Here is a 24,621-nt window from a genome sequence, read left to right on the forward strand (position 1 = left end):
GACCACGCAGCAGAACACCAGCGTTGTCGCCAGCTTTTGCTTCGTCGAGAAGTTTACGGAACATTTCGATACCAGTTACAGTCGTTTTCTGAGTGTCTTTCAGACCAACGATTTCAACTTCGTCACCAACAACGGTGATACCAGTTTCGATACGACCAGTTACAACAGTACCACGACCGGAGATAGAGAACACATCCTCAATCGGCATCAGGAATGGTTTGGATGTATCTGTTTCAGGCTGTGGAATGTGGTCATCAACAGCTTTCATCAGCTCGAGAATTTTCTCTTTACCGATGTTGTCGTCACGGCCTTCCAGAGCAGCCAGAGCAGAACCAGCAACGATAGGAACATCTTCAAAGCCATAGCTTTCCAGAAGTTCTGTTACTTCCATTTCTACCAGCTCAAGCAGTTCTTCGTCGTCAACCTGGTCAACTTTGTTCAGGAAAACAACCAGGGCAGGAACGCCAACCTGACGGGCAAGCAGGATGTGCTCGCGAGTCTGAGGCATAGGGCCGTCAGCTGCGTTTACAACCAGGATACCGCCGTCCATCTGCGCAGCACCCGTGATCATGTTCTTAACATAGTCAGCGTGGCCTGGGCAGTCTACGTGTGCGTAGTGACGTGCTTCAGTTTCGTATTCTACGTGTGCTGTAGAAATTGTGATACCGCGNCGTTTTACCATGGTCAACGTGACCGACAGTACCGATGTTACAATGCGGTTTGGAGCGGTCAAACTTTTCTTTAGCCATTTTTCGTCCTTGAAATCTAATTAAATAGCAAACACAAAAACGACCACGTAAGGAAAGTTGGAGCGGGTGAAGGGAATCGAACCCTCGTATTCAGCTTGGAAGGCTGCTGCTCTACCATTGAGCTACACCCGCCCTGTTCGCAATTTTCCGCGGCGGTCTCTTGCAATATGATTACATCTGCTTCAAACAGCCTCTCTAAGTGGTGGAGGGAGTTGGATTCGAACCAACGTAGGCGTAGCCAGCGGATTTACAGTCCGCCCCTTTTAGCCACTCAGGCATCCCTCCATGGGAAAAGAGACCGCCATTCACATGACGCGTTGGGAGGGAATATGGAAAAATCGCTGCCCTGTCAACGCCAAAACACCCATTTTTACCGAAAAAAATAAATTGTTTCATTTCGGGCACACCTCCCCTATGGATTTACCCAATTTCCGATGATAAGTTGTGAACCATGAACAAGCCAAAAAAACGCCGCGATAACCGTCAAAATCGCAATACGCCATCCAAACGCAAAACTGCCGATGGAATCGCAAAGCAACATACTCCCCGCACGCCAACAGAGCGCCCAAAGGGACCGCCCTGGCTTTATGGGCGTCATGCGGTTATCGGTGCACTTGCCAACCCCAAACGCAACTGCCACCGTCTTTTGGTCACCGCTGACTTTCTAAAAACCCACGGGGAGGAATTAAGAGCGGCTGTTGATTCGGTTGATCGCAAACGCCCCGATGCAGAAGTGATGGACCGACGCGACATCGAAGATATGCTGCAAGGTGCCGTCCATCAGGGTGTCGCCCTGCAGGCTGATCCACTGGCGCGTGAAAATCTGGAAGATATCTTGGGTGATCTGGCAGAAAACACATTGATCGTTGCCCTTGATCAGGCAACAGACCCGCAAAACATCGGTGCAGTACTGCGCTCTGCGGCTGGCTTTGGTGCGATCGCCGTTGTTATCCCCGACAAAAACGCCCCCGAAGTCACCGGTGCCATGGCCAAAGCCGCTTGTGGCGCCTTGGAGCGCATCTCCTTTATTCGTGTGACCAACCTGTCACGTGCAATGGAAGATTTGAAAGAAGCTGGGTTCTGGAGTGTGGGGCTGGATGGCTATGCCGAAATGCCCCTGTCCAAAGTCGATATGACAGGCAAAACCCTGTTGGTTATGGGATCAGAAGGCACCGGCCTTCGCCGTCTGACAAAAGAGAAATGTGATTTTCTAGCAAAAATTCCGATTTCTCAAGCCGTAGAAAGCCTCAATCTGTCCAATGCAACTGCCGTTGCCCTATATGAAATCGCACGTCAGCGAGAAAGTTAATTGGCAAAATAAGTCTCGTAAAGACCGTCTATAAAAATGGATGATTTCAGCCGTGACAGACAGTTGTCAAGATCGCGCAAGAAAGCTTTGCGGTCTGTAATGTTTTTCGAGCGCTTGGACACAGTGGCAAAGTAGTTCTTCGCCCGGATGGGCTTACCCGACAGTTTAATCTGATCCAGGGCGTTTTCCAGTTTGGCAACGGCACTAAAGGCCCCCATCCCGATCACGGCCACATCAATATGCCCCTGAATGAGACGTAGCAGCAGGCCACGTTCATTGGAAAAATGCGACACACCATGCTGCGCATTAAATTGCTGAAATTCATCAGACACCTTCAAGCCCAGCAAAGTGCCCACTTTCAGGCCAATCAGATCCTTCATTTCTGTATACTTAAAATCAGAATCTGCCCGGACAAACACACCGTAGCCATCATACAACAACGGAACCTCTGAATATTCCAGCCAGTCTTCCCGCCCCTTTCGATGGCTGAAAACCCAAAGATCAAGGCTGCCATCGCGCATCAGCTGCATCGCCCGTTTCATTGATGTCGCCACATGCTTGACCTTGATCTGATCCTCATCAAAGCATTTTTGCAGCATATCCATGGCATAGCCCTGTCCGCTCACCTGATTTTCTGCCTTGATAAAATAAGGCATCCATTCCAGGTCCGGCATATTTATTTGTGAAATATCATGGGCATGGGTGCGCTCTGCCCCAACAAGGGCAAACATCAAAAACAAACAGAAACGCCACAAAGATTGAATCATAATTACCGCTTCGAAAAAACTGATCCTGTTTTTATAAAGAACTCATCGCAAAGCGTAAAGAAAACATGATTTCGGCGCATTTTTCATGATTTTTATTTATTTATTTTTTATTTAAAATCAATCACTTAATAAAAAAACAAGACCAATCGCAACTTTTTTGTAAAAAACCTCTTGCGCAACCCAAAAGCCTGCGTTAAGTTCCGCCCGCTTTCGAGGGAAAGCAACACATTAAGCCTCTATAGCTCAGTTGGTAGAGCAACTGATTTGTAATCAGTAGGTCCGCGGTTCGAGTCCGTGTGGAGGCACCAGAATTTTCAAGGACTTAGCTTTAATTAGCTAGGTCCTTTTTCTGTTTCGGGGCACAAATGCACGACCTCAAGGTTTATCCCCCCTCCTGACCGAGACAAGATCACTAACTGAAAATCAATTCAGTTGTTCACCAATAACTGGACGCGATCACTTGAAAAGCTGGTAATCCCGTATTCAATTGGTTGGCCGACCACATCAACATCCACGCTTTCAGTTTGCAAAATGGGTTTGTTTTTGGCCTGTTTAAGCAAGGTTGCGATATTTGCAGTTGGCAACTGTGCGATGATGCGGGTGTATTTTCTTGTGTAATCCCGGATATCATAGTGTTTGAAACTTTCGGTAAGGGATTTTGTTTCTTCGAATATCTTTTCAATCCCTTTAAAACGATCAGCAGGCAAATAACTGACGGAATGTCCGAGCGGAATATCGTCGGCAACACTGATGGATTCCAGACGCACAACCGGCGTTGCGATTTTGATTTCCAGATTTTTAGCAACTGTCTTTGATGCTTTTTCGACGCTGGCCTTGATCAACAGTTTGTCTGGCAAACGATGGCGACCGGACACCGTTTGGGAGAAGCGGGTGCGAGTCCCCAGTGGATAATCCAGCACAGCTTCCTGAACAAACGTGCCGCGTCCCTGTTCGACGCGTGTGACATTGGATTCTGTCAGGGCGGCTATGGCGCTTCTGACCGTATGGCGATTCACCTCAAATCGGGCGGCCAATTCCTTTTCCGTCGGTAATTTTTCTCCCGGTTTGAACATGCCTTGCGCAATATCTCTGAGAAGCTGTCGTTCAATTTGCTTCCAGATCGCTTCGCCTTTTTCCCATTCCATAATCATGCCCCCAAATCAGCGTCACAAAACCTTCACCAACTGACAATTGCCAAGCTGATGGAGAAAACATATAACAAGAAAAGATATAGATGTCTAGATAAATATTGAATTTGTCGAAAGGAGAAACTGGTGAGTAACACACAGCAGACCAATGACGCCGCCCTTCAACAGCGCCAGCATTGGATTTCGATTTTAGCGCGCTCTTCAGCCGAAGAACTGCAATCTTTCTGGGACGGCCTTTCCCTGACCCAAAGCTATCGCCCCTTGCGCCAGCCGGAAACCGGATTGCTTATGGTGCGTGCCCGCGCAGGCGGTGTCGGCCAGCGCTTTAACCTGGGTGAAACGACGGTGACACGTTGTTCCGTCAGTCTGGAAAGCGGTGAAATCGGCCATTCTTACGTTACAGGCCGTGACAAGCGTCATGCCGAACTGGCTGCCGCCTTTGATGGATTGCTACAAAACCCGGACTGGCATACCCGCGTCATGGAAGATGTTGTCTCTGTCATCGAACGCCGCTTGAAAGAAACGCGCAAAACACGCGAAGCCAAAGTGGCTTCCACAAAAGTTGATTTCTTCACCATGGTACGAGGAGAAGACGCATGACCATCAGCGCCGAAACAGTAAATGGTTTCAACCTTGCGGGTTTTCAAAACCCAACCTTTGACGCAACCGAGGTTTTCCGTTGCGCCATGGACGCGATGGCACGTCCCGGCCAAATCCAGGACATGAAGGCCCTGTGCGCGTATCCAGACAGCCTGAATACACCGTCTGCCGCCTTGTTGCTGGCACTGGCCGATATGGAAACCAACATCTGGCTGTCCCCGGAACTGGATAGCGTGCAGGCCCGTGACTTCCTGGCCTTTCACACGGGATGTCGCATTGTGGAAGACCCGGCCCAGTGTCAGTTCGCCCTTATTGATGCACAAACATCCGTTGATGTTTTAAAACCGCTTACAATCGGGTCTGCAGAATTCCCGGATCGTTCAGCCACCGTGATTGTCAGCGTTTCAAGCCTCAGCAATGAAAACAGCCTCACCCTGACAGGCCCTGGGATTCAGGACACACAGTCCCTGAGCGTGGAACCTCTGCCCAAAGATTTCTGGGTCTGGTTTGCCAATAACCGCCCGACTTTCCCTTGCGGTGTGGACGTGATTTTTGCTTCTGAAAACCAAATTTGTGCCGTTCCCAGAACCGTGAAAGTGGAGGGCTGATTATGTATGTTGCTGTAAAGGGTGGCGAAAAAGCCATCGAAAATGCCCATAAACTTCTGGCGGAAGACCGCCGGGGTAACAAGGACGTCGACGAACTGCAGACCAAGCAGATTTCCGAACAGCTTGGGTTAGCCGTCAGCCGGGTCATGGCCGAAGGCTCGCTTTATGATAAAGAGCTATGTTCCCTTGCCATCAAGCAGGCACGTGGGGACATGATCGAAGCGATCTTTCTGATCCGCGCCTATCGCACCACCCTGCCCCGCTTTGCCTATAGCAAACCGCTCGATACATCGGCCATGCAGATCGATCGTCGAATTTCGTCAACCTACAAGGATTTGCCCGGTGGTCAGGTGTTGGGTCCAACGTTTGACTATACCCATCGCCTGATCGACTTCGGTTTGAATGAAGAAAGCGATGAAGCTCCGACCGCAAATCTATCTGAAACGCCGATGGACATCGACATGCCACGGGTTCTGGATAACCTTTTAAACAACGAAGGACTTATCCAGCAGGAACCGGTACATGAAGACGAAGAAAATCAGCCAGTGGGGGATTTGACCCGTGAACCCCTGGATTTCCCGGCAGATCGTGATATCCGCCTGCAGAACTTGGCGCGTGGTGATGAAGGATTTGTTCTGGCCCTTGGCTATTCCACCCAGCGCGGCTATGCCCGCAACCACGCCTTTGTCGGTGAAATTCGCTTCGGAAATGCCAATCTGGTGATTGAACCGGAAGAACTGGGCTTCCCCATTGATATCGGGGAAATTGAACTGACCGAATGTGAAACGGTCAACCAATTCCAGGGGTCCAAAAAAGAACCACCACAATTTACACGTGGCTACGGCCTCGCTTTCGGGCAGAACGAACGCAAGGTCATTTCCATGGCCCTTGTAGATCGGTCCCTGCGCGCGCGCGAAATGGGCGAAGATGTGGTCGCGGCGGCTCAGGATGAGGAATTCGTCCTGTCTCACAGCGATAACATTCAGGCCACAGGTTTCGTGGAACATATCAAGCTTCCTCACTATGTCGATTTCCAGTCAGAACTGGAACTGGTGCGTCGTATGCGCCGCGAAGCTGAGGAAAAAGACACACAAGAACAACAGGCGGCGGAGTAATTTCTCATGACTTATCATGACGCTTTTCAGTCCGAATATAATTTTGCCTATCTGGATGAACAAACCAAACGCATGATCCGTCGTGCCATCCTGAAAGCCATTGCTATTCCCGGCTATCAGGTGCCCTTTGCGGGTCGTGAAATGCCCATGCCTTATGGTTGGGGCACAGGTGGTGTGCAAGTAACGGCTTCGGTTCTGGGGCCAAACGACACCCTGAAAGTGATTGATCAGGGCAGTGATGACACCACCAACGCAGTCAGCATTCGCCAGTTCTTTGAAAAGACGGCAAATGTGCAGACAACCGAAGTGACAACGGATGCATCCATCATCCAGACCCGTCACCGTATCCCGGAGACACCACTAAGCGAAAACCAGATTTTGGTCTATCAGGTGCCGATCCCGGAACCGCTGCGTTTTCTGGAACCACGCGAAGTCGAAACCCGTAAAATGCATGCACTGGAAGAATATGGCCTGATGCATGTGAAGCTTTACGAAGACATCTCACGTCATGGCCATATCGCCACGACCTACGCCTATCCGGCAAAGGTCGATGATCGCTATGTGATGGACCCGTCACCCATTCCGAAATTTGATAACCCGAAAATGGATATGTGTCCGGCGCTTCAATTGTTTGGCGCAGGTCGGGAAAAACGGATTTACGCCATCCCACCCTACACCAAAGTGGAAAGCCTTGATTTCGAAGACCATCCGTTTGAAGTTCAGAAATGGGAAGAAAACTGCGCCCTTTGCGGGGCAACCGACAGCTTCCTTGATGAAGTTATTCTGGATGACGAGGGCAACCGGATGTTTGTTTGTTCCGACAGCCATTTCTGTCACGAACGCCAGGAAAAAGGTTTCCGTGGATCAGCCAATCAAGATGAGACAGACAAGACAATGGAGGCCGCACAATGATCGGCGCTGACGACATTCTTTTGAGTGTAAAAGACTTAACCATGATGTATGGCGAACGGGTTGGGTGTCGCGATATCTCGTTTGACCTTTGGCCCGGGGAAGTTCTGGGGATCGTGGGAGAATCAGGCTCCGGCAAATCAACGCTGCTGAGCTGTATCTCCGGCCAGATTGAGCCAACATCAGGGGCCATTCAGTATGATACCCGCACGAACGGCATGCAGGACTTGTTTTCAGAAATGTCCGAACCGGAACGTCGTTTTCTGATGCGCACCGACTGGGCGTTTGTTCATCAAAACCCACGCGACGGCCTGCGTATGAGTGTCAGCGCAGGGGCCAATATTGGCGAACGTCTGATGGGTGTGGGCTGGCGTCACTATGGCAACATCCGCGATACAGCGCAGGATTGGCTGGGCAAGGTGGAAATCGCCGATGAACGTCTGGATGATCTACCGTCCACCTTTTCTGGCGGGATGCAACAACGACTACAAATCGCGCGTAACCTCGTGACTGGCCCACGTCTGGTCTTTATGGATGAACCCACGGGCGGGCTGGACGTATCGGTGCAGGCCAAGCTGCTTGATCTGTTGCGTGGTCTTGTTCAGGACCTGGGTCTTTCTGTAGTCATCGTCACCCACGATCTGGCAGTTGCACGACTGTTGTCGCACCGTCTGATGGTGATGCAGCAAGGACGTGTTGTGGAAAGCGGCCTGACCGATCAGGTGCTTGATGACCCGCAGCATCCCTATACCCAGCTCCTCGTTTCTTCAATTTTGCAAGCGTAAGGTCATTAAAATGTCAGAAATGCTTAACGTGGAAAATGTCGCCAAAAGCTTTACCTTACACACACAAGGTGCCCTGACCATTCCCGTTTTTGAAAAGATCAACTTTTCACTGAACAGTGGGGAATGTATCGCCCTTACAGGGGTATCCGGTGCAGGGAAAAGTACGTTTATGCGCATGGTTTACGCCAATTACATTTGTTCAGAAGGCAGCATCCGCATCCGTCATAATAACGCATGGATGGATCTGGTCAGCGCGACACCCCATCAGGTGATTGACGTGCGCAAACGCACCCTTGGCTATGTCAGCCAATTCTTACGCGTGATCCCGCGTGTCCCCACACTGGATATCGTTGCAGAACCTTTAATCGCAACGGGGGTTGCCAAGGAAACAGCGCTTGAAAAAGCCAGAACATTGCTTACCCGCCTGCGTATCCCGCAACATCTCTGGAACCTTTCCCCTCTGACTTTTTCAGGTGGGGAGCAGCAACGGGTAAATATCGCGCGTGGCTTTGTTGTGGATTATCCCATCATGCTGCTGGATGAACCCACAGCCTCTCTTGATGCAGAAAATCGCCGCACCGTCCTTGATCTGATCGAAGAAGCCAAAGGGCGCGGGTGCGCTGTGCTTGGTATCTTCCACGATCAGGATGCACGCGATGCGGTGTGCACAGATACTTTTGACGTTACCCAATATCAGGTTTCCAAATGATGAACGAACAGATTTTCACCAATGCCAAAATCGTAATGGCAAACGAAGTTGTCGAAGGCACCCTTACCCTTCGTGACGACAAGATTTACGATGTTTCCCCGGGCAATTCCTCTTTGCCTGTTGCCATTGACATGGGCAATGACCTGTTAATGCCGGGGCTGGTTGAACTGCATACAGACAACCTTGAAAAACACATGACGCCGCGCCCAAAAACAGAATGGCCGTCACTGGCCGCCATCGTTGCCCATGACAATCAAATCGCCAGCGCGGGCATCACAACCGTATTTGATGCCATCGCTGTTGGCGATGTAAAAGACGGCAGTGCGCGTATTACCCGCCTGCAGGAAATGGTTAATGGCCTTGCCCATACCAAAAAAGAAAATCTGCTGCGTGCAGATCACCTGATCCACCTGCGCTGCGAAGTCAGTTATTCTGCTATGCAGGAATCGCTGGACCAGTTGTGCGACAATGAACTGGTTAAAATGTTTTCCGTGATGGATCACACACCGGGTCAACGCCAGTTTGTCTCCCTGGAAGCTTACTACATTTATTATCAGGGCAAATACGGCCTTAGCGATGCAGAAATGGAAACATTCATCGCCCAGCGTCGCAAGGATCAGGAACTTTTCAGTGCGAAAAACCGCAAACATGTGGTGGAAACAGCGCACCGTCGCAATCTTGCGCTCGCCAGTCACGATGATGCCACCAAGGAACATGTGGCCGAGGCTGTCAGCGACAAAATGACCGTTGCAGAATTCCCAACCACGGTGGAAGCCGCCAAGGAATCCCATGAAAATGGTTTGGCCGTCATGATGGGTGGACCCAACATGGTCCGTGGTGGGTCACATTCCGGCAATGTTGCCGCAGGTGATCTGGCCAGGGAAGGCTACCTGGACATTATCTCCAGCGACTATGTGCCCCACAGCCTGCTGCATGCCTCCATGTTGTTGTTTGAAGATTTCGACGGATATGATCTGCCCAAGGCCATCCGCACCGTCACCAAGACGCCTGCTGATAGTGTTGGCCTTACAGATCGCGGTGAAATTGCACCGGGCAAACGCGCCGATCTTATCCATGTTCATCACTCTCACCACCACCCGGTGATCCGTGGTGTGTGGCGTGAAGGAAGAAGGGTTTCCTGATATGACTGGTCGTCTGTTTCTTGTTGTAGGCCCAAGCGGGGCAGGTAAAGACACTTTGCTGGATGCGGCAAAAGAACATTTTGCGGGTAGCGAAGATGTCTATTTCCCACAACGCTATATCACCCGCAACGAAAATGCAGGCGGCGAAGACCACATTGCTGTAGATGAATATAAGTTCGAACTGTTGCGTCTACAGGCCCAATTTGCCTTTTACTGGGGGGCCCATGATCTGAAATATGGTGTCCCCCACACCATCGATGATTATCTGAACCGTGGCACCAATGTTGTGGTCAATGTCTCGCGCGGCGTGATTGAATTTGTGCGTGAACATTATGATGATGTCACGGTCATTTCCATCAAGGTATCCCCAGATGAACTGGAACTTCGCCTGCGCGCACGGGGCCGTGAAAATGATGACGATATCGCCCAGCGCCTGGAACGTGCCCGGGCCTTTAATGTGGTCGGCCCTTACGTGGTGGAAATCGATAACAGCGCCAATCTGGAACAATCCGTTAAAGCCTTTATCGCAACGATTTCCACTCCCAATGATTTTGAAAGATCAGCTTAAGCATCAGTTTTATGTAATTCGCTAAGTACACTTTCATTTTTCTCCCCCAGCCCTTCTTCAATCGCTTTTTGAAAGGCACTTGAGGCTTGCTGGAACATGCCTGCATCCACCCCGGCATTTTGGGACATATTCACCCCATAGCCCAGATCTTTTGCCCGCCATTTGGCTGCAAATGCAACCTCATCATGATCATCAGATGCCATCATGGGCGCATTGTAGCCAACCACACGGCTGGCGACAGAGCCTGCGCATAAAGCGTCGGTGACCTGATCCAGGTTCAGCCCGATGGTTTTGGCAACAGACATGGCTTCGGCCAATGCCGCGACCTGAACAGCGCCCAAGGAATTAACAATCAGCTTATAGGCCGTGCCACAACCAACAGGGCCAAAATGGAAGATTTTTTTGGCATAGGCCTGCAAGATGGGTTCTGCTTTTTTCAGGGTGTCATTCGCCCCACCGACAAGCAAACCCAACTGCCCGCTTTCTGCACCTGGAGGACCACCCGTGACCGGACAGTCCAAAAAACCCAGACCTTGTGCGCTACATTTTTCACCCAAGATCTGCACCCACTCATGGGAAACCGTTGTGCTTTCAATAGCAATCGCACCGGGTGCGGGGTTGCCGGACAGAATACCATCCTCCCCCAACCAGACTTCCTGAGACGCCGCATCATCGCCAAGGATGGTGATCATCACCTCTGCGCCTTCAACGCATGCAGCCGGGCTTTGTGCCAGACGAGCCCCGTGCTTAATCAGCGCCTTTGCTTTGGATGCGGTGCGGTTCCAGACCGTAACATCATAACCTGCACGCAGCATATTTGCCGCCATGCCCTGGCCCATCAGGCCCAATCCTAAAAAAGCGATTTTTGACATCGGTTTTCCTTATTGTTTTTCATATCTTATCAAAATCTGATTTCTGTGAACAAAGCTTTATGATCACTGGGGAAATACCCCGACACAGGGTCTTCATGATCCATTTCCAGGCGGGCATTTATGCCACTGACATCCAGCGGGACCCGCAGGAAGATATGATCGATCAATCCGTTTGACGTCCCAAGCCCGTCTGTATCATTCAGACTACTGTCGTTTGGACTGACAAAGAAGTCAGAGGCATCAACAAAGCCTTCTTTTCTCTTCAGATCATTCAGAATTTGATGCCCCTTTGCCAAATTCATATCGCCCCCCAGGACACAGAAGTGTCGATCAAAACTGCTATACTTGATCTGGCTGATCAGTTTGGCAAGCTGTCGTTTACGCAGGCCGTCTTCATTTTCCAGATGGCTTAAATGGATATTGGCGACCAGCCCCCTTAGCCCATCAATATCAATGGTGACCATTTGCGCGACCCGTTCACCATCACGACTATCCTGCGGCAAAGGAACGGTTGTATTTTCCAGAATTTTCCCACGGCACAAAACCGCAAGGCCGGAATGGCACAGGACAGAGCGTCCGGCGTGGACCCGTTTCTTTTTCCGTGCTGGCAGAAAAGCACATTCCATATTGAAGATTTTTGCCAATTCACGCGCCACATTAAAACCGTTCGGCAGGCCATTGAAAACTTCCTGCAGCAAAATCACATCCGGGTTCAGCGTCTTCAACCCATCGGCCATCAAGGCAAAACGTTTAGGCAGGTTCCCCTGACAATTCCAGGTATTCAAACTGGCTATTTTCAAGCTTTTCATGGGAGAATTCCCTAACAGCTGTAACGTTTGACCAAATGAAAAGACTGCCCATTCCCCGGATCACCAAACAGGCAAATCTCCTTAATCTCCAGCGGAGACGTCAGGATATGGGGCATCACCCCGTGCAGTTGTTTACGAACAGAAGAAAGTTCGGCTTCTTCCAGTTGATCCGTCAGGGTCAGGTGGAAACGAAATTCATCCATGACGTATGGATAGCCCCATTGCTGCAACAATTCTTCCTGACGGGCTGTCAGATTGGCTTTTCTGCGTTTAACGAGCTCAGCCTCTGTCGGTGCTGCCCGAAAATCATCCAGTTCCATGACACAGTTCCCTGCAAAACGCGCCAAGGCCTTGTTGCAATTTGTCGGAACCAGCGCAAGAAACCGCCCGATCTGCTTTAACTGCAAGGGACCACAGACAATAAAAGACAAGCTCTTTGCCAGATCACTGATGGCGCTGTCCAACTGTGCAATTGTCTTGCCCTCTTTCAATCTGAAAGGCGGCTTTAAGGTCCCATGAAAACCATAACGTGATGGCGCAGTCGTTATGCGTGCAATATCATCTGCCGAAATTCCTTTCAGAACGGGACGATCAACTTCCCGCTGGTTTTCAGCATCCCAACCCAGCCAGCTGTTACCAAAGTCAGCTAAGGCAGCCCCCTTTGGTGGGGCATAATATAGCGCGAAACGTTCGTATTCCATCTTCAACCCTATAGTCCCAGATCGTATTTCTTACAGAAAGATAGCCCATCCAATGTACGGAAATCTTCCATTCTTTCCGATAATTCTTCGTGGGACCAATCCCACCAGGCAACCCGTATCAAGGCATCCTGAACATCCTGATCAAAACGCGCACGCAACGGCTTGGACGGAATGCCTGTCACGATGGTATATGGCGCAACATCCTTGGTCACCACAGCACCGGACCCAATAACAGCACCGGTCCCGATGGTAACACCACCTTGAACAACCGCGCCATGACCAATCCAGACATCATGCCCGATGGTCAGGTGACGTTCGCGGCGCCAGTCAAAGAAAGCAGGGTCGTCTTCGCCCATGTTATAGGCAGCACTGCGATACTGGAAATGATGCATGCTGGGGCGATCCATCGGATGTTGCCCCGGATTCAGACGGGTATGGGCAGCAACATTTACGAATTTTCCCATGGTGGTATAGATAATCTCGCTGTCATTCACCACATAGGAATAATCCCCCAATGTGCTTTCGATGATTTTTGTGCGCTCCCCGATTTCCGTCCATTTACCAAGATCACAATCTTTGACCAGGGCTGTACTGTCGATTGTTGGGGCTTCGCTTAACTGCTTCATCACCACTTTTTCAATGTCTGATCCGTCTTTCATCAGGTCACCATTTTACGCAGACGCTGGGACAGAACATCAAGGAGGCTGACCGAGATAATGATCAGGATCATCACCGCAGCAGTTTCTGCATAATAAAACCCACGGATATTTTCCCACAGGACCATCCCGATCCCGCCAGCACCCACAATCCCCAAAACAGTCGCAGAACGCACGTTGGATTCAAAACGATAAAGTGAATAGGAAATCCAAAGCGGCAATACTTGTGGGATCACGCCATAAATCACTTCCTGCAAAGCCGTTGCCCCGGTTGCGCGAATACCTTCCACCGGACGAGGATCAATGGCTTCGACCGCTTCTGAAAACAGTTTTGCAAGAACACCCGTTGTATGGATCCAAAGGGCCAAGACACCAGCAAAAGGGCCAAGGCCAACGGCGACAACAAACAGCATGGCAAAAACCATTTCATTGATGGCACGCGCGGCATCCATCAGACGACGCACGGGCTGATAGACCCACCACGGCACAATGTTTTCAGAAGACAGAATGCCGAAAGGAATAGAACAAACGATGCTCAGCGCCGTACCCCAGATCGCGATCTGAACCGTAATCCAGATTTCCCCCATATACATCTTCCATTGCGACATGTCAGGTGGGAAGAAGCCGGAGGCAAACTGGCTCATATTCTCCGCATTTTCGATCAAGGCCAGAGGGCGCATGTCCGCCCCTTCCCAGGAAGCTGCCAAAAGGCAGAAAACAATGGCCCACATCAAAATGTTGGACACAGATCGTTTCATATCCGTTGCGGGGACTGCAGCAGCATGCGGCGTGTGTGTTGCGCTATTCATCTTGAAAAATCCGAAACTATAAAAAAGGAATTAATGAATTTTGATAAGGAAAACGGCACTCCTGTAATTGGAGTGCCGCATCCGAAAGGCGTCAGTCTTATTGAGCTGCAACCATGATGGCCAGGTCAGCCAGCTTCTTGTCGATTGCTGTCAGTTTGGTCATTTTGTCTTTTTTGTCCAAACCTTCGTTCTTTTCGATTTTCAGCTTGTTTTTAAACAGGGCAAGCTGGCGAACCGGGTAAAGCTGTGTGTTGTTGCTTTCCATGAACAGGCCCTGACCGTCAGAGATACCGCCCAGAACTTTCTTGGCGTGTGCAACGTCACCGATACGGCCATAGCCCAGGAAGAAGGCCTTGATTTTGGACTTCAGTTCTTTGGACATATCTTTGCGATAAACCATTGGGTCAGACGGGATCAGTGGTGACGTCCAGATAACCTTGATGTTTTTGGCAGCATCAGGGGCTTTGATTTTGGAGCGACCGATTTGCTCGGAATTGTTAGCCGCAACATGAACTTGCTTGTGTGCAACAGACATCAGGTTTGTTTCGTGGTTAGCGTTGCGCACTGTTTTGAAGCAAGACTTTGGATCAACGTTGTTTTGCGCAAACACATAGTAAGAAGGCACCAGGAAGCCGGACGTGGAGTTTGGATCACCGATACCGAAGTTCAGGGACTTGTCACATTTGAAGACATCTTCCAGCTTGTTGATGTGCTTGTTGTCAACGTGCGTGATGATGTGAGAGTAGTAACCTTGTGAACCGTCAGCTTTGGATGTTTGTGCGAAAACTTCTCCGCCGGAACGATCAACAGCTTCGATACCGGATTTGTTACCAAACCAGGCCAAGTGAACTTTACCGAAACGCATGGCTTCGATCACACCAGCGTAATCAGGGGCGAAGAAAGCGTTCACCTTCATGCCAAGTTGTGATTCCATATCCTTCATCAACGGCAACCACTGTTCTTTCAGGTTGGAAGTCGATTCAGTCGAGATGATACCGAAGTTCAGTTCTTTCGGGTCTTCTTTCAAAGCTTTGAAAGTCATGTCTGCTTGAGCCTGACCAGCTACCATAGCTGTGACTGCGATAGCGGCAGATGCAAGAAGTTTACGAAACATTGAGCTATACTCCTGTTAGCGTCATAGATTTTTGATAAAATGTAGAGGTAAAAATTCCGAAGATCAGGCAGTTGCAAGGGCGACAGCACCTTCGGGGAAATAGTCTTTTGCAGGTTCTTCCTGCTTATCGTTGCCGTACAGTTCCAGCGTATGATCGCCGTACAGCTGCTTTAGAAATTCCGGTGTCAGTTGTTCTGATGCACCGTCAAAAACGATTTGACCATCACGCATCGCAATGGTGCGTGGGCAGTATTGAAGGGCATAATCGACCTGATGAAGCGACACCAGCACGGTAACCTGGTCTTCCTGATTAACCCGTTGCAACGTATCCATCACTTTGCGTGAAGAGGCTGGATCAAGTGATGCAATCGGCTCATCCGCCAGAATAACTTCGGCCCCTTGTGTGATGGTGCGGGCAATGGCCGCGCGCTGCTGCTGACCACCGGATAAGGTAGAAGAACGCTGCGTGGCCAGATGATCAATCCCGACACGTTGCAAAGCTTCCATGGCACGTTGCTTTTCTTCCTGCGTGAAAAGACCAAGGGAGCCACGCCAGGATGGAATTTGCCCCAGATAACCCATCAATACGTTCGTTAAAACTGATAAGCGGTTCACCAGGTTAAACTGCTGAAAGACCACGCCGATTTGGGAACGAATTTTACGAATGCCCCGGCCCTGCTTGCCATTTTTCTGCATGGTTTGTCCGAGAACTGAAATCTCACAACATCCACGATCCCCATAAACCAATCCGGCAATATGACGGATCAAGGTTGATTTACCTGAACCGGAGGCACCGATCAGGGCAACCATTTCGCCGGGTTCAATATTCAGGGATACACTATTCAGAGCTTTGTTTTTACCAAATGTCTTGTGCAGCTCTTTAACGTTGATTGCGGACATGAAAAATACCTGTTCAATGATTTTGTCTGACAGGTATCTTAGACGAAAGTCGAAGACTCAAAGATGATCGCAAATTGAAGGTTTTATTAATTCGAAAGGATAGTCCATAAACAAAGCTGTATGTTGTCTAGATGAATTCCACTAAGATGATAGGGGGCGCCTATTCAACTAGATAATTTCCTTATGCAATTGATAAATATACCAAAACGATTGAATAAATCCCATCAAACCACTTTAAAGAAACTTCAATCAAATCGTATCAATATGACAAACAGGCTCTTGAAGTCTATTCTTTCCAATATAGATGCCCATTTCTAGTTTTCAGGAAGTCTTCCAGTATGATTTCCTCCTGTTTTAAAAAACCGCGTTCAGGCAACAAACCATCGCGAACCATTTCAATGACCGAGACTACTGAAGCAGAAGTCGTCCAGGCAATCGCGGTTCGCATTTCGCCTGCCACCATAATTGGGTAATAGGAGCGAACAAATTCTTTACGCATCAGGCGGTCATCAACGGTGCCTTCTGCGGATGCATGCACATAGACCACATCGTCATTGACCGGTGGTTTAGCATGAGTCAAAATTTCTCCCGCTTTGGCACGATCTTCCCGCATCAAAAGTTCATGAAAGAAGAAATTCATCAGCTTGGCGTGCCCCGGATAGCGAATGCTTTTATAATCCAGATTTTGTGCACGCCCTAGATAAGTTTCACACATGCTGCCAAGACCACCAGATGTCGTGAAAGCTTCGAACTGCATGCCATCGATATAGATGGTCTCCAGCCATTCCATGGGAGAAACCAGTTTGATCTCCCCATCTTCAATCACTTCGCAGTCATTAAGATATTCATTCACGACCCCTTCCGGCGACCAGTTAAAAGCATATCCCAGATGGCCCGTCGGGTTTTGCGGTAACGCGCCAACACGTAATTTAATCGCACGTATTTCGTCAAACTGATCCACCAGATGCGCCCCGACAATCCCGATAAACCCCGGGGCCAAACCACATTGCGGGGCCATGATGCCTTTCGACGTTTGGCTCAATTCCAGGATCGCCTTGGTTGTCGGCACATCTTCGGTTAGATCAAAATAATGCATACCCTGCATATGAGCGACCTTTGCCACACCCAGGTTCAGGTGATAGGGCAAACAGGAGAGCAATGCATCAAAGGGTTCCATTGCTTTGGACAGTTGATTTTCATCTGCAAAATCACATTGATCCATCGCGCAGGGCAAATTCTTTGAAAGTTGGCGCAGATCAAAGCCAGTGACATCAAATCCCGCCTCATGCAGTAAAGTTGCAGCCAACGCCCCGACTTTTCCCAAACCCAAAACGGCTATTTTTTGAAAACGCATGAAAGCTCACCCTGATGAATTGATCCTGTAAGTTCTTCTTTCTTATATGGTCTTCCAATTGAGTAATTGCGAACATATTTATTATCAGGACTCAACGGGAAATGTAATGGCTATGGACCCACCCTGTGCGATGGGTTTCTCCCTGGATTTCATCCAGAATATCCACATAACGCCAGACACCGGAGGCTTCAATCACTTCCAGTTCCGTGCCCTTTGGAAGTGGCGAAAAGTCCATTTTTTCATTATTTTGACCAGGCCCCGTACGCACATTCAAATTGGCTGTTGTTTGATACACTTGCGGTTCATCTTCATGACGCCCCAACGCCATAGACCGTAAATGATCCATATCTAACGCTGGCCCCGGGTCACTTTTGCGATTTGGCGCGATATCATCATGTCCGATAATGTCCTTAATCCCGTATTTTTCAACCAGGCAAAGACAAACCTCCTGCAAGGCCTGAATTTGTTCAGAACTGTATGCATGCCAGCCCTTTTCAGGCCCACCGTTTTTATGAGCTGCGACAATCACTTCATTGTCATCAACCGGATCCCCCCAGGTGGTACACCATCCACTGGCACGGCGTTCCAAAATACCGGGATTATCCAATTCAATCCCGATGGAAAAACTGTTCAATCCCGTGCGACCATCCCATCGGCTTACCCCGGCATGCCAGGTCCGTTGATTAAAAGCTGCCAACTGGGAGACCTCGCCAGAACGGGCAATCACCAAATGTGCCGAAGCTTTCGCTCTTTTATCACAAAGCCAATTGATCGAACTTTTCGCACTGCGCCCGGCCGTATAATGAATGACCAGAAACTCTGGCGAGATCTGTCCCCGCTTGTTTGGCGTTTCAAAATACGGAACTGCATTTGAACTGTCATCATATAGGCGATGCTTCAAAACCTTCATTGTCTCAACCTCACTGTTGGTTCATCAAAAATGACCATAATTTCAAGCAACGGAAATATTTAATGTCGTTAGGCTAAAAGACTACCTTTAAGCGCATTTGGATGATAGAGGAAAATTATAAACTTTACGCTTAAAAACCACTTTCACGAATAAGGACAGCCCCCACCGTTTCAACAAAACGCCCAATGATGCTCTCACGACTGGCAGGCAAAGACACTGTGCCAAAGCGAATGGTCGGCAAATCATTGATGTCATCTTGAGGGCTGAGGCGAACCTTATAGACAGCTTCTGTCGGCATAAAAGTATTTTTCCCGATTTCTCTCGCCGACAAATTACCGCCAAATTTTTCGATGAGACCGGGATGTTCCACATAGGCCGTATTGACCTTTGCCATATCCATCACGTTCAGAGGTACACTATCTGCAAAAAAATCATTGGCAACAAACAGCGCCGGTTCGTCTGATCGGATACGGTGATAGGCGTGTTCGCTTACATAAGCCAAGACTTCCAACTGATCCGTTTTCACCAAGCGCGCCATCAATTGTGTCTCAGCCAGCCAACGCCCCGTTGTCAAATTCGTTTCAACATCACGAATGGTACCCGCGTGTGGCGCACGTACGGTCAATTTTTCACGCAGCGCAGTCAAGCCATCAAGCCGAGTTTGTTCTTCCGCAATTTCCTGTTTCAGAATGTGCCAGCGATTAGTATCTTCCTGTCTGGTGCCGAAGCGGCGCAACAAAACTTCCTTGGCGGCAATACGTTGTTCACTTTGTCCAATTTCATAATCCAGTTCCGGGGATGACAGGATAAACAGAACATCACCTTTTTCCACGCGGCGACCATCCTCCAGAGAATGATCAACCAATTGCCCCGGCTTGGAGGGGAACAACAAGCTAAAGCCCCCTGCCCTTAACACAGCAGGTGCATTGACATGCTGCTGCCAAGGCACGCTTAAAAACAAAACCACGGCCAACAGGATCAACAGGCTACGAATGGCAGGTTTGGACATATTGACGTTCTCTCTCAGGGACCACCAGACTTTCACTTCTTTCCAGATGGGCAATGCAATGAAATAACCCAGTTCCACAACAAAAAGGATGACCCCCAGCAGTTTGAAGAACATATAATAAACCAGCACCGCGATGCCCAGAAACAGAAAAAAACGATAGATCCACGTGGCAAAAGCATAAGCAATCAGCAGGCGCCTTTTCGATGGTTTCAATCGTTCCGGCATCGGTGCACCAATCCCCAAAAACCATTCGCGCAAGGCCCATTTTGCAAGACCAAAAGATCGGTCCTGCAAATTTTCTACTCCCAATGCATCGGCGAACAGATAATACCCATCAAAGCGCATAAAGGGATTGAGGTTGATCGCGAGCGTCATCACCCAGGTGACCGTTGCCAGCATAAAAGCCCCATCACGAATGCCGCTATCAGGCAGCAGACACCAGGCAAACGTCGCAAGCAATGCCAGCACCAATTCCGCAATCACCCCTGCACCTGCCACAGAAAGGCGATCCTTGCGCCTGACCAGTCGCCAGGTGTCGCTAAGTTCACTATAAAGCATAGGGATCATAACCATAAACGCCACCCCCATGGACGCTACCCTGCAATTCAGCCGGGCCGCCGTATAGGCATGGGCAAACTCATGGACCAACTTGGACAGAACCAGTGCTGCAGCGCCCCAAATCGCAGTTTCCCACGAAAATAAATCTGGTGTTTCTGTCGTAAAATGGGTCCAGTCACGCAAGAGTAAAAACAGCCCGGCCAGGCCAATCACACCGATCATCATATAAAAGGATGGTTGATAGAAATATTGCAGGCGATGTTTGGTTCTCTGCAAAAAACGATCAGGATGGATAAGCGGGATTTTAAAGAACAGGTACTGATGCACAATCTTCTTGTACCAATCGACCTTCATCATACTGGCGATTTTTGCCAGTTCTTCCACACCGTCAGCCCCTGTTTTATGGAAAAGTTGATTTTGTTGCAGGACGTCCACCAGCCCTTTTATTTCATCTTCTTTCGGGCGGCGGCCTGCACATTTTTCCACCTGGTCCATAATCGCGTCCTGACTGCCCAGATGCCATTGTCTGAGGATCTCAAACCCAAAGGCACTGAGGCGGATATAACGGTTTCTGACCGGGTCATAGATGCTCCAGGTCGGGGCACCGTTTAAATCAGACGGGCCGGGCTGAAGTTGTAAATCTTCACGTAAAGCAGGGAGACCAGCAGCGATCACATCACCACCCTATCCATTTGCGCATAGAGGCCAAGGGCTTTCTGAAAATATAAAGCCCCAGAACCGTGTGATCCCCATAAAGCTTGGCTGTGCCGCGCAGCCCAATCCGTGGAGGAGTTTCGGTTTCGTCAAAGTCGGCAATCACCTGAAAATTCAGGTTCTGACCATTTTGCGACAGTTGGGTTTCATAACTGGTGCGCACCAGTTTTGCAGAAATGGAAGATAAGGGATCCACATCCAGAAACAAACGAACTTCTGATCCCACATCCAGCGAAATCGCATCACTCACCGGCAGTTCAATCTTTAACTGGGTGGCATTGGGATCAGCGAGCAACATGATCCTTTCACCTGTCTGGGTCGGACGTCCTACCCAGTCATTGACATCGCGAAAGACCACCACGCCATCGCGTTCAGCATAAACCACACTTCGTTTTAACAGGCTTTCTGCGTAAGATAATTCCGCCTGACGCAAACCGACCTGAGCTTCCAGCAGGGCAATTTTTGACTGGCTTTCCAAATCATGAAAAGCGCTTTGACGGGTGGTCTGCAATTCAGCCTTGGTCACTGCCATGGCTTCCTTGGCAATCTCGACCTTATTTTGCAGCACGGTTTCATCAAAACGGATCAGTTCCTGCCCCGCCGTGACCGTATCATGGGGCTGGACCGCCAGGCTTGCCACCACGCCATCAAGCGGGGCGCTGATGACGATGGGGTCTGTAGGAATGATTTCACCCGGGGCCAGCGTTGATTGTTCAATCGGGATAAGGCCCAGCATCAACACAACCGCCACGGCCCCTGCGACAACCTTTTTATTCACTTTTTTTAACAGCCCGGGCCTGCGGTTTAAGGCATGCCAGCCATGGGCATAACAATCGCTAAGTCGTTCGATCAAAACGACTTCATTTTCCAACCAGTCGTCTTCGCGTGTTAACCAGAAGCCCCCCACCAGTTTCTGATTGGCCGTCAAAAGCGGTGCCCAGATTACATTCTTCGGTGCCCAGTTGGCCCATTGCACCTTTAAATCATCAGGCAGATTTGAAACATCAATCTGATGAAGTTTGTTTGCTTTGCCTGATTTAATCAAATGGGTCGCAACTTCTCTTAACCAAATACTGAAAGGGCCATGTAAATCCGGGGCCGCCACATCAGAAACCGCCTGTAAAACAGGTTTCTGTGCCTCGTTAATCGCGATCAATGCGCCCTGCATATAAGGGAAAACTTCACGCGTGCGGGTCACCACGTGATAGCCAAAAGCCTCCTTAGTCAGGGCTTGACGTGCTTCGCGTTCGACTTCCAGCAGTTTTAACAGACGTTGGCTTGCCACATCAGACATATCAATTCTCTGGTGTCAGGCTAAACAGGGCATTACCGCTCATCCCCGGTAACAGATCATTGGCGTCCTTCGGGACCCCCATCACATTGATCGTCTGACTGACCGCATCAATGCGCGCGCCGATGCGTACAATCTCTGCCTTAAAGATTTGCCCGGTTTCATCAATTTTCACCTGAAACGGCTGTCCCACTTTCATCCAACGTAGCCATGAAGAGGGCACCACCAGCTTGATCTCAAGCTTTTGGTGATTAAGGATTTCAATGATTGGGTCACCGGGGGATTTGCTTTCATGCAGGCGCGCAACACGTTGCACCACCTTGCCGGAAAACGGCGCTTTGATCTGACACTGCTGGGTCAGGACTTTGGCCTGTTTCTGTAAACCTTGTGAGCGCTGAACAGCCGCTTCTGCCAGATCGATATCCAGTTGCGAGGCGGATCCGAGCTTAAACAGACGCTGAAGGTTCGCCAGCTTTTTCTGTGCACCAATCAATCCGGCCGTTTCCACTGCCAACTGAGCCTTGAAAGAACGGCAGTCAAAACCGATCAGCAAATCACCTTTTTTAAAAACTTCGCCTTCCTGAAAAGGAAAGGAAATGATTTTGCCCGGCAATTCTGCTGACAAAACCGCCTGATCAACCGCTTCGATCAGGGCACGAGCCTGCGGACGCACAGGTTCCTGCGCCTGTGCCTGACCTGCGGACATCAACCCGAGGATAAAAATGACTGCAGAAAACCTTAGACAAAACCTAACCATGTTTAGTTAGATTTAAACCAGTCAAACCAGCCACCGATGCTCGCAGGCATCTGTTCTGGCTTACCAGCCAGTTCAACAGGCTTTTCTTCCTGCTCAACCATTTTTTCTGCCTTTTCCACCACAGGCTGTTCAACCTTTTCTGTGACTTTAGCCCCGCCAGATACGTCATTCAGCTTTGGTTGTTGGGTTACTTCCAAAGCTTTATCAGACGTCATATTAATTTTGCCTGCATACCAACCGCTCAGGCGATCTTCGATGGCCTGTGATAGGGTTTCGAGCGAATGATCCTTGATGGTATCCGGCAGTGGATCAGCACCAACAGAAACAAAGACTTTACCAGCCGCATTCAGCATATCGGCATAATTCACATCACGGCGCAGTTCTGCCAGAAGTGTATTCAATTCTGCTTCAATCAGATCAAGTTCTGCCTGAGAACCAGATTTCGCAGCATTAGAGGTTTCGGTCAAAATACCCTTGTTGACATCATACAAATCAGTCGTTGTTCTAAATTCTTCCTTATACTGTTTGAAGTTTGCCCAGGAGGTGTGGAGTTGGGTCAACACAGCCATAGATAAGGCAAGACGACGTGTGTTTACAACATCAATCTGCGCTTCGGCTTCATCAAGCTGCGCGCCGCCATCTGTAAAGACTTTCAACAGGTTATAGCTGACAGAGACACCCCAATCAGCCCAGTTATTGGAATAGTTGTAGGAATTTGAATCGTAATTGACCGAATAATCAAACGAAATACCCGGGATCATATTCATCATCGCACGTGTCACGTCATGGGCACGAATACGTTTTTGATAGGCTTCTTCGCGCAGTTCCGGACGGTTCAACAATGCGATATTTTCAAGCTCTTTCAACCCGACCTTCACTTCTGGAATCGCAAACGCCTGACCATCATCCTTGAGCTTAAAAGCTGTCCCAGGCTTGATATTCATCAGGGTTGCCAACTTCACCTTCGACGCCGTTAATTCGCGGCGCAAAATTTTCAGTTGACGCAAGCCTTCCAGAAGATCACGACGATATTGCAATGTTTCCAGGCGTGGGCGCAGACGTGCGTCTGAAATTTCTTTGGAACGTGCCAACGCATTTGTAATCCGATCTTGCAACGGACCGATCTTCACCAAAAGACGCTGTGCAGACAAAGCACTCCAATAAGCTTCGCGGACGTCCTGAATAACGTTGTGCACGACCTTGCGACGACGTTCTGTGGAAATCAGGTAGCGATCAGCCGTTTGATGGGCACGAATGTAGCTGAGACCGAAATCAAGAACATTCCAGGTAACCCCCAGATCGGCTGTGCGGAGTTGTTGATCTTCGGAATAAGAATAAGACGTTGATTCAACGTTTGTTTCAACATTACTGCTGTTGCTGGCATCCGGTTCAGAACGTTCGGTATATCCGGCATTCATCGTCAATTCTGGTAGCAGTCCCATGTTGGAAGAATCCAGCTGACGTTTGGATAAAGCCTCTTCCATCATTTTCAGGCGGTTATCCATATTGTATTTCAGTGCACGCGCCATCGCGTCATACATGGAAATCGGCTGTTCAATGGCTTCCTGATCTGCATAAAGCTTTTGCAAATCTCCTTCCACACGGGCCTGATGCTCATCCGAGGTGAGAACCTCTGGCACGACAGAACAGCCTGCCAAACTCAGCGCCAAAACAGACACGCCCAATAATGTTGTTTTCTTCATTTTCATCTTTGCTAACTTGCTCATGAATTTGTCATTCCCAAAACCAACGAGATTA

The 24,621-nt window shown here is 49.4% G+C and carries 24 protein-coding genes, 3 tRNA genes and 1 pseudogene; 10 read left to right on the forward strand and 18 right to left on the reverse strand.

The window, feature by feature from the left end:
* From RYZ26_RS12005 to RYZ26_RS12015, 3 genes and pseudogenes are all read right to left on the reverse strand, one after another.
* Positions 1–749, reverse strand: a pseudogene (locus RYZ26_RS12005) (GTP-binding protein); the annotation flags it as partial.
* A 58-nt stretch (positions 750–807) separates the two neighbouring features.
* Positions 808–881 (reverse strand) — tRNA-Gly (locus RYZ26_RS12010).
* Positions 882–949: 68 nt separating this feature from the next.
* Positions 950–1,034, reverse strand: a tRNA-Tyr gene (locus RYZ26_RS12015).
* A 166-nt stretch (positions 1,035–1,200) separates the two neighbouring features.
* Between RYZ26_RS12015 and rlmB the strand changes: the two genes are divergently transcribed.
* Complete coding sequence (gene rlmB, locus RYZ26_RS12020) at positions 1,201–2,058, forward strand: 23S rRNA (guanosine(2251)-2'-O)-methyltransferase RlmB (protein ID WP_317683457.1); 858 nt, start codon at positions 1,201–1,203, stop codon at positions 2,056–2,058.
* Here rlmB and RYZ26_RS12025 read toward each other — a convergent pair.
* On the reverse strand, positions 2,055–2,825 hold the full coding sequence (locus RYZ26_RS12025; protein ID WP_317683458.1) for a substrate-binding periplasmic protein: 771 nt from the start codon (positions 2,823–2,825) through the stop codon (positions 2,055–2,057). The two genes, rlmB and RYZ26_RS12025, sit on opposite strands and share 4 nt — an antisense overlap.
* Positions 2,826–3,057: 232 nt before the next feature.
* Between RYZ26_RS12025 and RYZ26_RS12030 the strand changes: the two genes are divergently transcribed.
* Positions 3,058–3,133: transfer RNA gene (locus tag RYZ26_RS12030), tRNA-Thr, on the forward strand.
* A 120-nt stretch (positions 3,134–3,253) separates the two neighbouring features.
* Here the strand turns inward: RYZ26_RS12030 and phnF are convergent.
* A complete protein-coding gene (gene phnF, locus RYZ26_RS12035; RefSeq protein ID WP_317683459.1) occupies positions 3,254–3,970 on the reverse strand; it encodes a phosphonate metabolism transcriptional regulator PhnF in 717 nt (238 codons plus the stop codon).
* A gap of 129 nt (positions 3,971–4,099) precedes the next feature.
* On the opposite strand from phnF, the gene phnG reads away from it, so the two are divergent.
* Genes phnG through phnN form a run of 8 tightly spaced genes read left to right on the forward strand, consistent with a single transcriptional unit; the run spans position 4,100 to position 10,409 of the window.
* Positions 4,100–4,573: a phosphonate C-P lyase system protein PhnG gene (gene phnG, locus RYZ26_RS12040; protein WP_317683460.1), complete on the forward strand. Its 474-nt coding sequence runs from the start codon at positions 4,100–4,102 to the stop codon at positions 4,571–4,573.
* Positions 4,570–5,181: a phosphonate C-P lyase system protein PhnH gene (phnH, locus tag RYZ26_RS12045; protein ID WP_317683461.1), complete on the forward strand. Its 612-nt coding sequence runs from the start codon at positions 4,570–4,572 to the stop codon at positions 5,179–5,181. The genes phnG and phnH overlap by 4 nt, the downstream gene beginning before the upstream one ends.
* Before the next feature lie 2 nt (positions 5,182–5,183).
* A complete protein-coding gene (locus tag RYZ26_RS12050) occupies positions 5,184–6,296 on the forward strand; it encodes a carbon-phosphorus lyase complex subunit (protein WP_317683462.1) in 1,113 nt (370 codons plus the stop codon).
* A 6-nt stretch (positions 6,297–6,302) separates the two neighbouring features.
* Positions 6,303–7,208, forward strand: coding sequence for an alpha-D-ribose 1-methylphosphonate 5-phosphate C-P-lyase PhnJ (locus tag RYZ26_RS12055; RefSeq protein WP_317683463.1), 906 nt, complete (start codon positions 6,303–6,305; stop codon positions 7,206–7,208).
* Positions 7,205–7,990 carry a phosphonate C-P lyase system protein PhnK gene (gene phnK / locus RYZ26_RS12060; RefSeq protein WP_317683465.1) on the forward strand — a complete coding sequence of 262 codons (786 nt, stop codon included), beginning with the start codon at positions 7,205–7,207 and terminating at the stop codon, positions 7,988–7,990. The genes RYZ26_RS12055 and phnK overlap by 4 nt, the downstream gene beginning before the upstream one ends.
* Positions 7,991–8,000: 10 nt before the next feature.
* Positions 8,001–8,699, forward strand: a complete 699-nt coding sequence (phnL, locus tag RYZ26_RS12065; protein ID WP_317683466.1) for a phosphonate C-P lyase system protein PhnL — start codon at positions 8,001–8,003, stop codon at positions 8,697–8,699.
* Entirely contained in the window at positions 8,696–9,841 is a 1,146-nt protein-coding gene (locus tag RYZ26_RS12070; RefSeq protein WP_317683467.1) for an alpha-D-ribose 1-methylphosphonate 5-triphosphate diphosphatase, read from the forward strand. Before phnL ends, RYZ26_RS12070 begins: the two co-directional genes overlap by 4 nt.
* 1 nt (position 9,842) lies before the next feature.
* A complete protein-coding gene (gene phnN / locus RYZ26_RS12075; RefSeq protein ID WP_317683468.1) occupies positions 9,843–10,409 on the forward strand; it encodes a phosphonate metabolism protein/1,5-bisphosphokinase (PRPP-forming) PhnN in 567 nt (188 codons plus the stop codon).
* Here phnN and RYZ26_RS12080 read toward each other — a convergent pair.
* The 13 genes from RYZ26_RS12080 to RYZ26_RS12140 form a co-directional block, all read right to left on the reverse strand.
* Positions 10,406–11,281 carry an NAD(P)-dependent oxidoreductase gene (locus RYZ26_RS12080; protein WP_317683469.1) on the reverse strand — a complete coding sequence of 292 codons (876 nt, stop codon included), beginning with the start codon at positions 11,279–11,281 and terminating at the stop codon, positions 10,406–10,408. The genes phnN and RYZ26_RS12080 overlap by 4 nt on opposite strands.
* 29 nt (positions 11,282–11,310) lie before the next feature.
* A complete protein-coding gene (locus RYZ26_RS12085) occupies positions 11,311–12,090 on the reverse strand; it encodes an endonuclease/exonuclease/phosphatase family protein (RefSeq protein ID WP_317683470.1) in 780 nt (259 codons plus the stop codon).
* 11 nt (positions 12,091–12,101) lie between these two features.
* Positions 12,102–12,791 (reverse strand): DUF1045 domain-containing protein, encoded by a 690-nt coding sequence (locus tag RYZ26_RS12090; RefSeq protein ID WP_317683471.1) that lies wholly within the window; start codon positions 12,789–12,791, stop codon positions 12,102–12,104.
* Between the two features lie 8 nt (positions 12,792–12,799).
* Positions 12,800–13,450: a DapH/DapD/GlmU-related protein gene (locus RYZ26_RS12095; RefSeq protein ID WP_317683472.1), complete on the reverse strand. Its 651-nt coding sequence runs from the start codon at positions 13,448–13,450 to the stop codon at positions 12,800–12,802.
* Positions 13,450–14,256, reverse strand: coding sequence for a phosphonate ABC transporter, permease protein PhnE (phnE, locus tag RYZ26_RS12100; protein ID WP_317683473.1), 807 nt, complete (start codon positions 14,254–14,256; stop codon positions 13,450–13,452). Before phnE ends, RYZ26_RS12095 begins: the two co-directional genes overlap by 1 nt.
* A gap of 97 nt (positions 14,257–14,353) precedes the next feature.
* Entirely contained in the window at positions 14,354–15,370 is a 1,017-nt protein-coding gene (gene phnD, locus RYZ26_RS12105) for a phosphonate ABC transporter substrate-binding protein (RefSeq protein WP_317683474.1), read from the reverse strand.
* Positions 15,371–15,433: 63 nt separating this feature from the next.
* Positions 15,434–16,270, reverse strand: a complete 837-nt coding sequence (gene phnC / locus RYZ26_RS12110) for a phosphonate ABC transporter ATP-binding protein (RefSeq protein ID WP_317683475.1) — start codon at positions 16,268–16,270, stop codon at positions 15,434–15,436.
* Positions 16,271–16,556: 286 nt separating this feature from the next.
* A complete protein-coding gene (locus tag RYZ26_RS12115; protein ID WP_317683476.1) occupies positions 16,557–17,624 on the reverse strand; it encodes a saccharopine dehydrogenase family protein in 1,068 nt (355 codons plus the stop codon).
* A 91-nt stretch (positions 17,625–17,715) separates the two neighbouring features.
* Entirely contained in the window at positions 17,716–18,534 is an 819-nt protein-coding gene (locus RYZ26_RS12120) for an N-acetylmuramoyl-L-alanine amidase (RefSeq protein ID WP_317683477.1), read from the reverse strand.
* A 130-nt stretch (positions 18,535–18,664) separates the two neighbouring features.
* Positions 18,665–20,776, reverse strand: coding sequence for an HlyD family efflux transporter periplasmic adaptor subunit (locus tag RYZ26_RS12125; RefSeq protein ID WP_317683478.1), 2,112 nt, complete (start codon positions 20,774–20,776; stop codon positions 18,665–18,667).
* 1 nt (position 20,777) lies between these two features.
* Entirely contained in the window at positions 20,778–22,109 is a 1,332-nt protein-coding gene (locus tag RYZ26_RS12130) for an efflux RND transporter periplasmic adaptor subunit (protein ID WP_317683479.1), read from the reverse strand.
* A gap of 1 nt (position 22,110) precedes the next feature.
* Positions 22,111–22,812: an efflux RND transporter periplasmic adaptor subunit gene (locus tag RYZ26_RS12135; RefSeq protein ID WP_317683480.1), complete on the reverse strand. Its 702-nt coding sequence runs from the start codon at positions 22,810–22,812 to the stop codon at positions 22,111–22,113.
* A 53-nt stretch (positions 22,813–22,865) separates the two neighbouring features.
* Positions 22,866–24,590: a TolC family protein gene (locus RYZ26_RS12140; protein WP_317683481.1), complete on the reverse strand. Its 1,725-nt coding sequence runs from the start codon at positions 24,588–24,590 to the stop codon at positions 22,866–22,868.
* Positions 24,591–24,621 lie beyond the last annotated feature (31 nt).

It is taken from the genome of Terasakiella sediminum (assembly GCF_033100395.1).
Lineage (GTDB): Bacteria > Pseudomonadota > Alphaproteobacteria > Rhodospirillales > Terasakiellaceae > Terasakiella.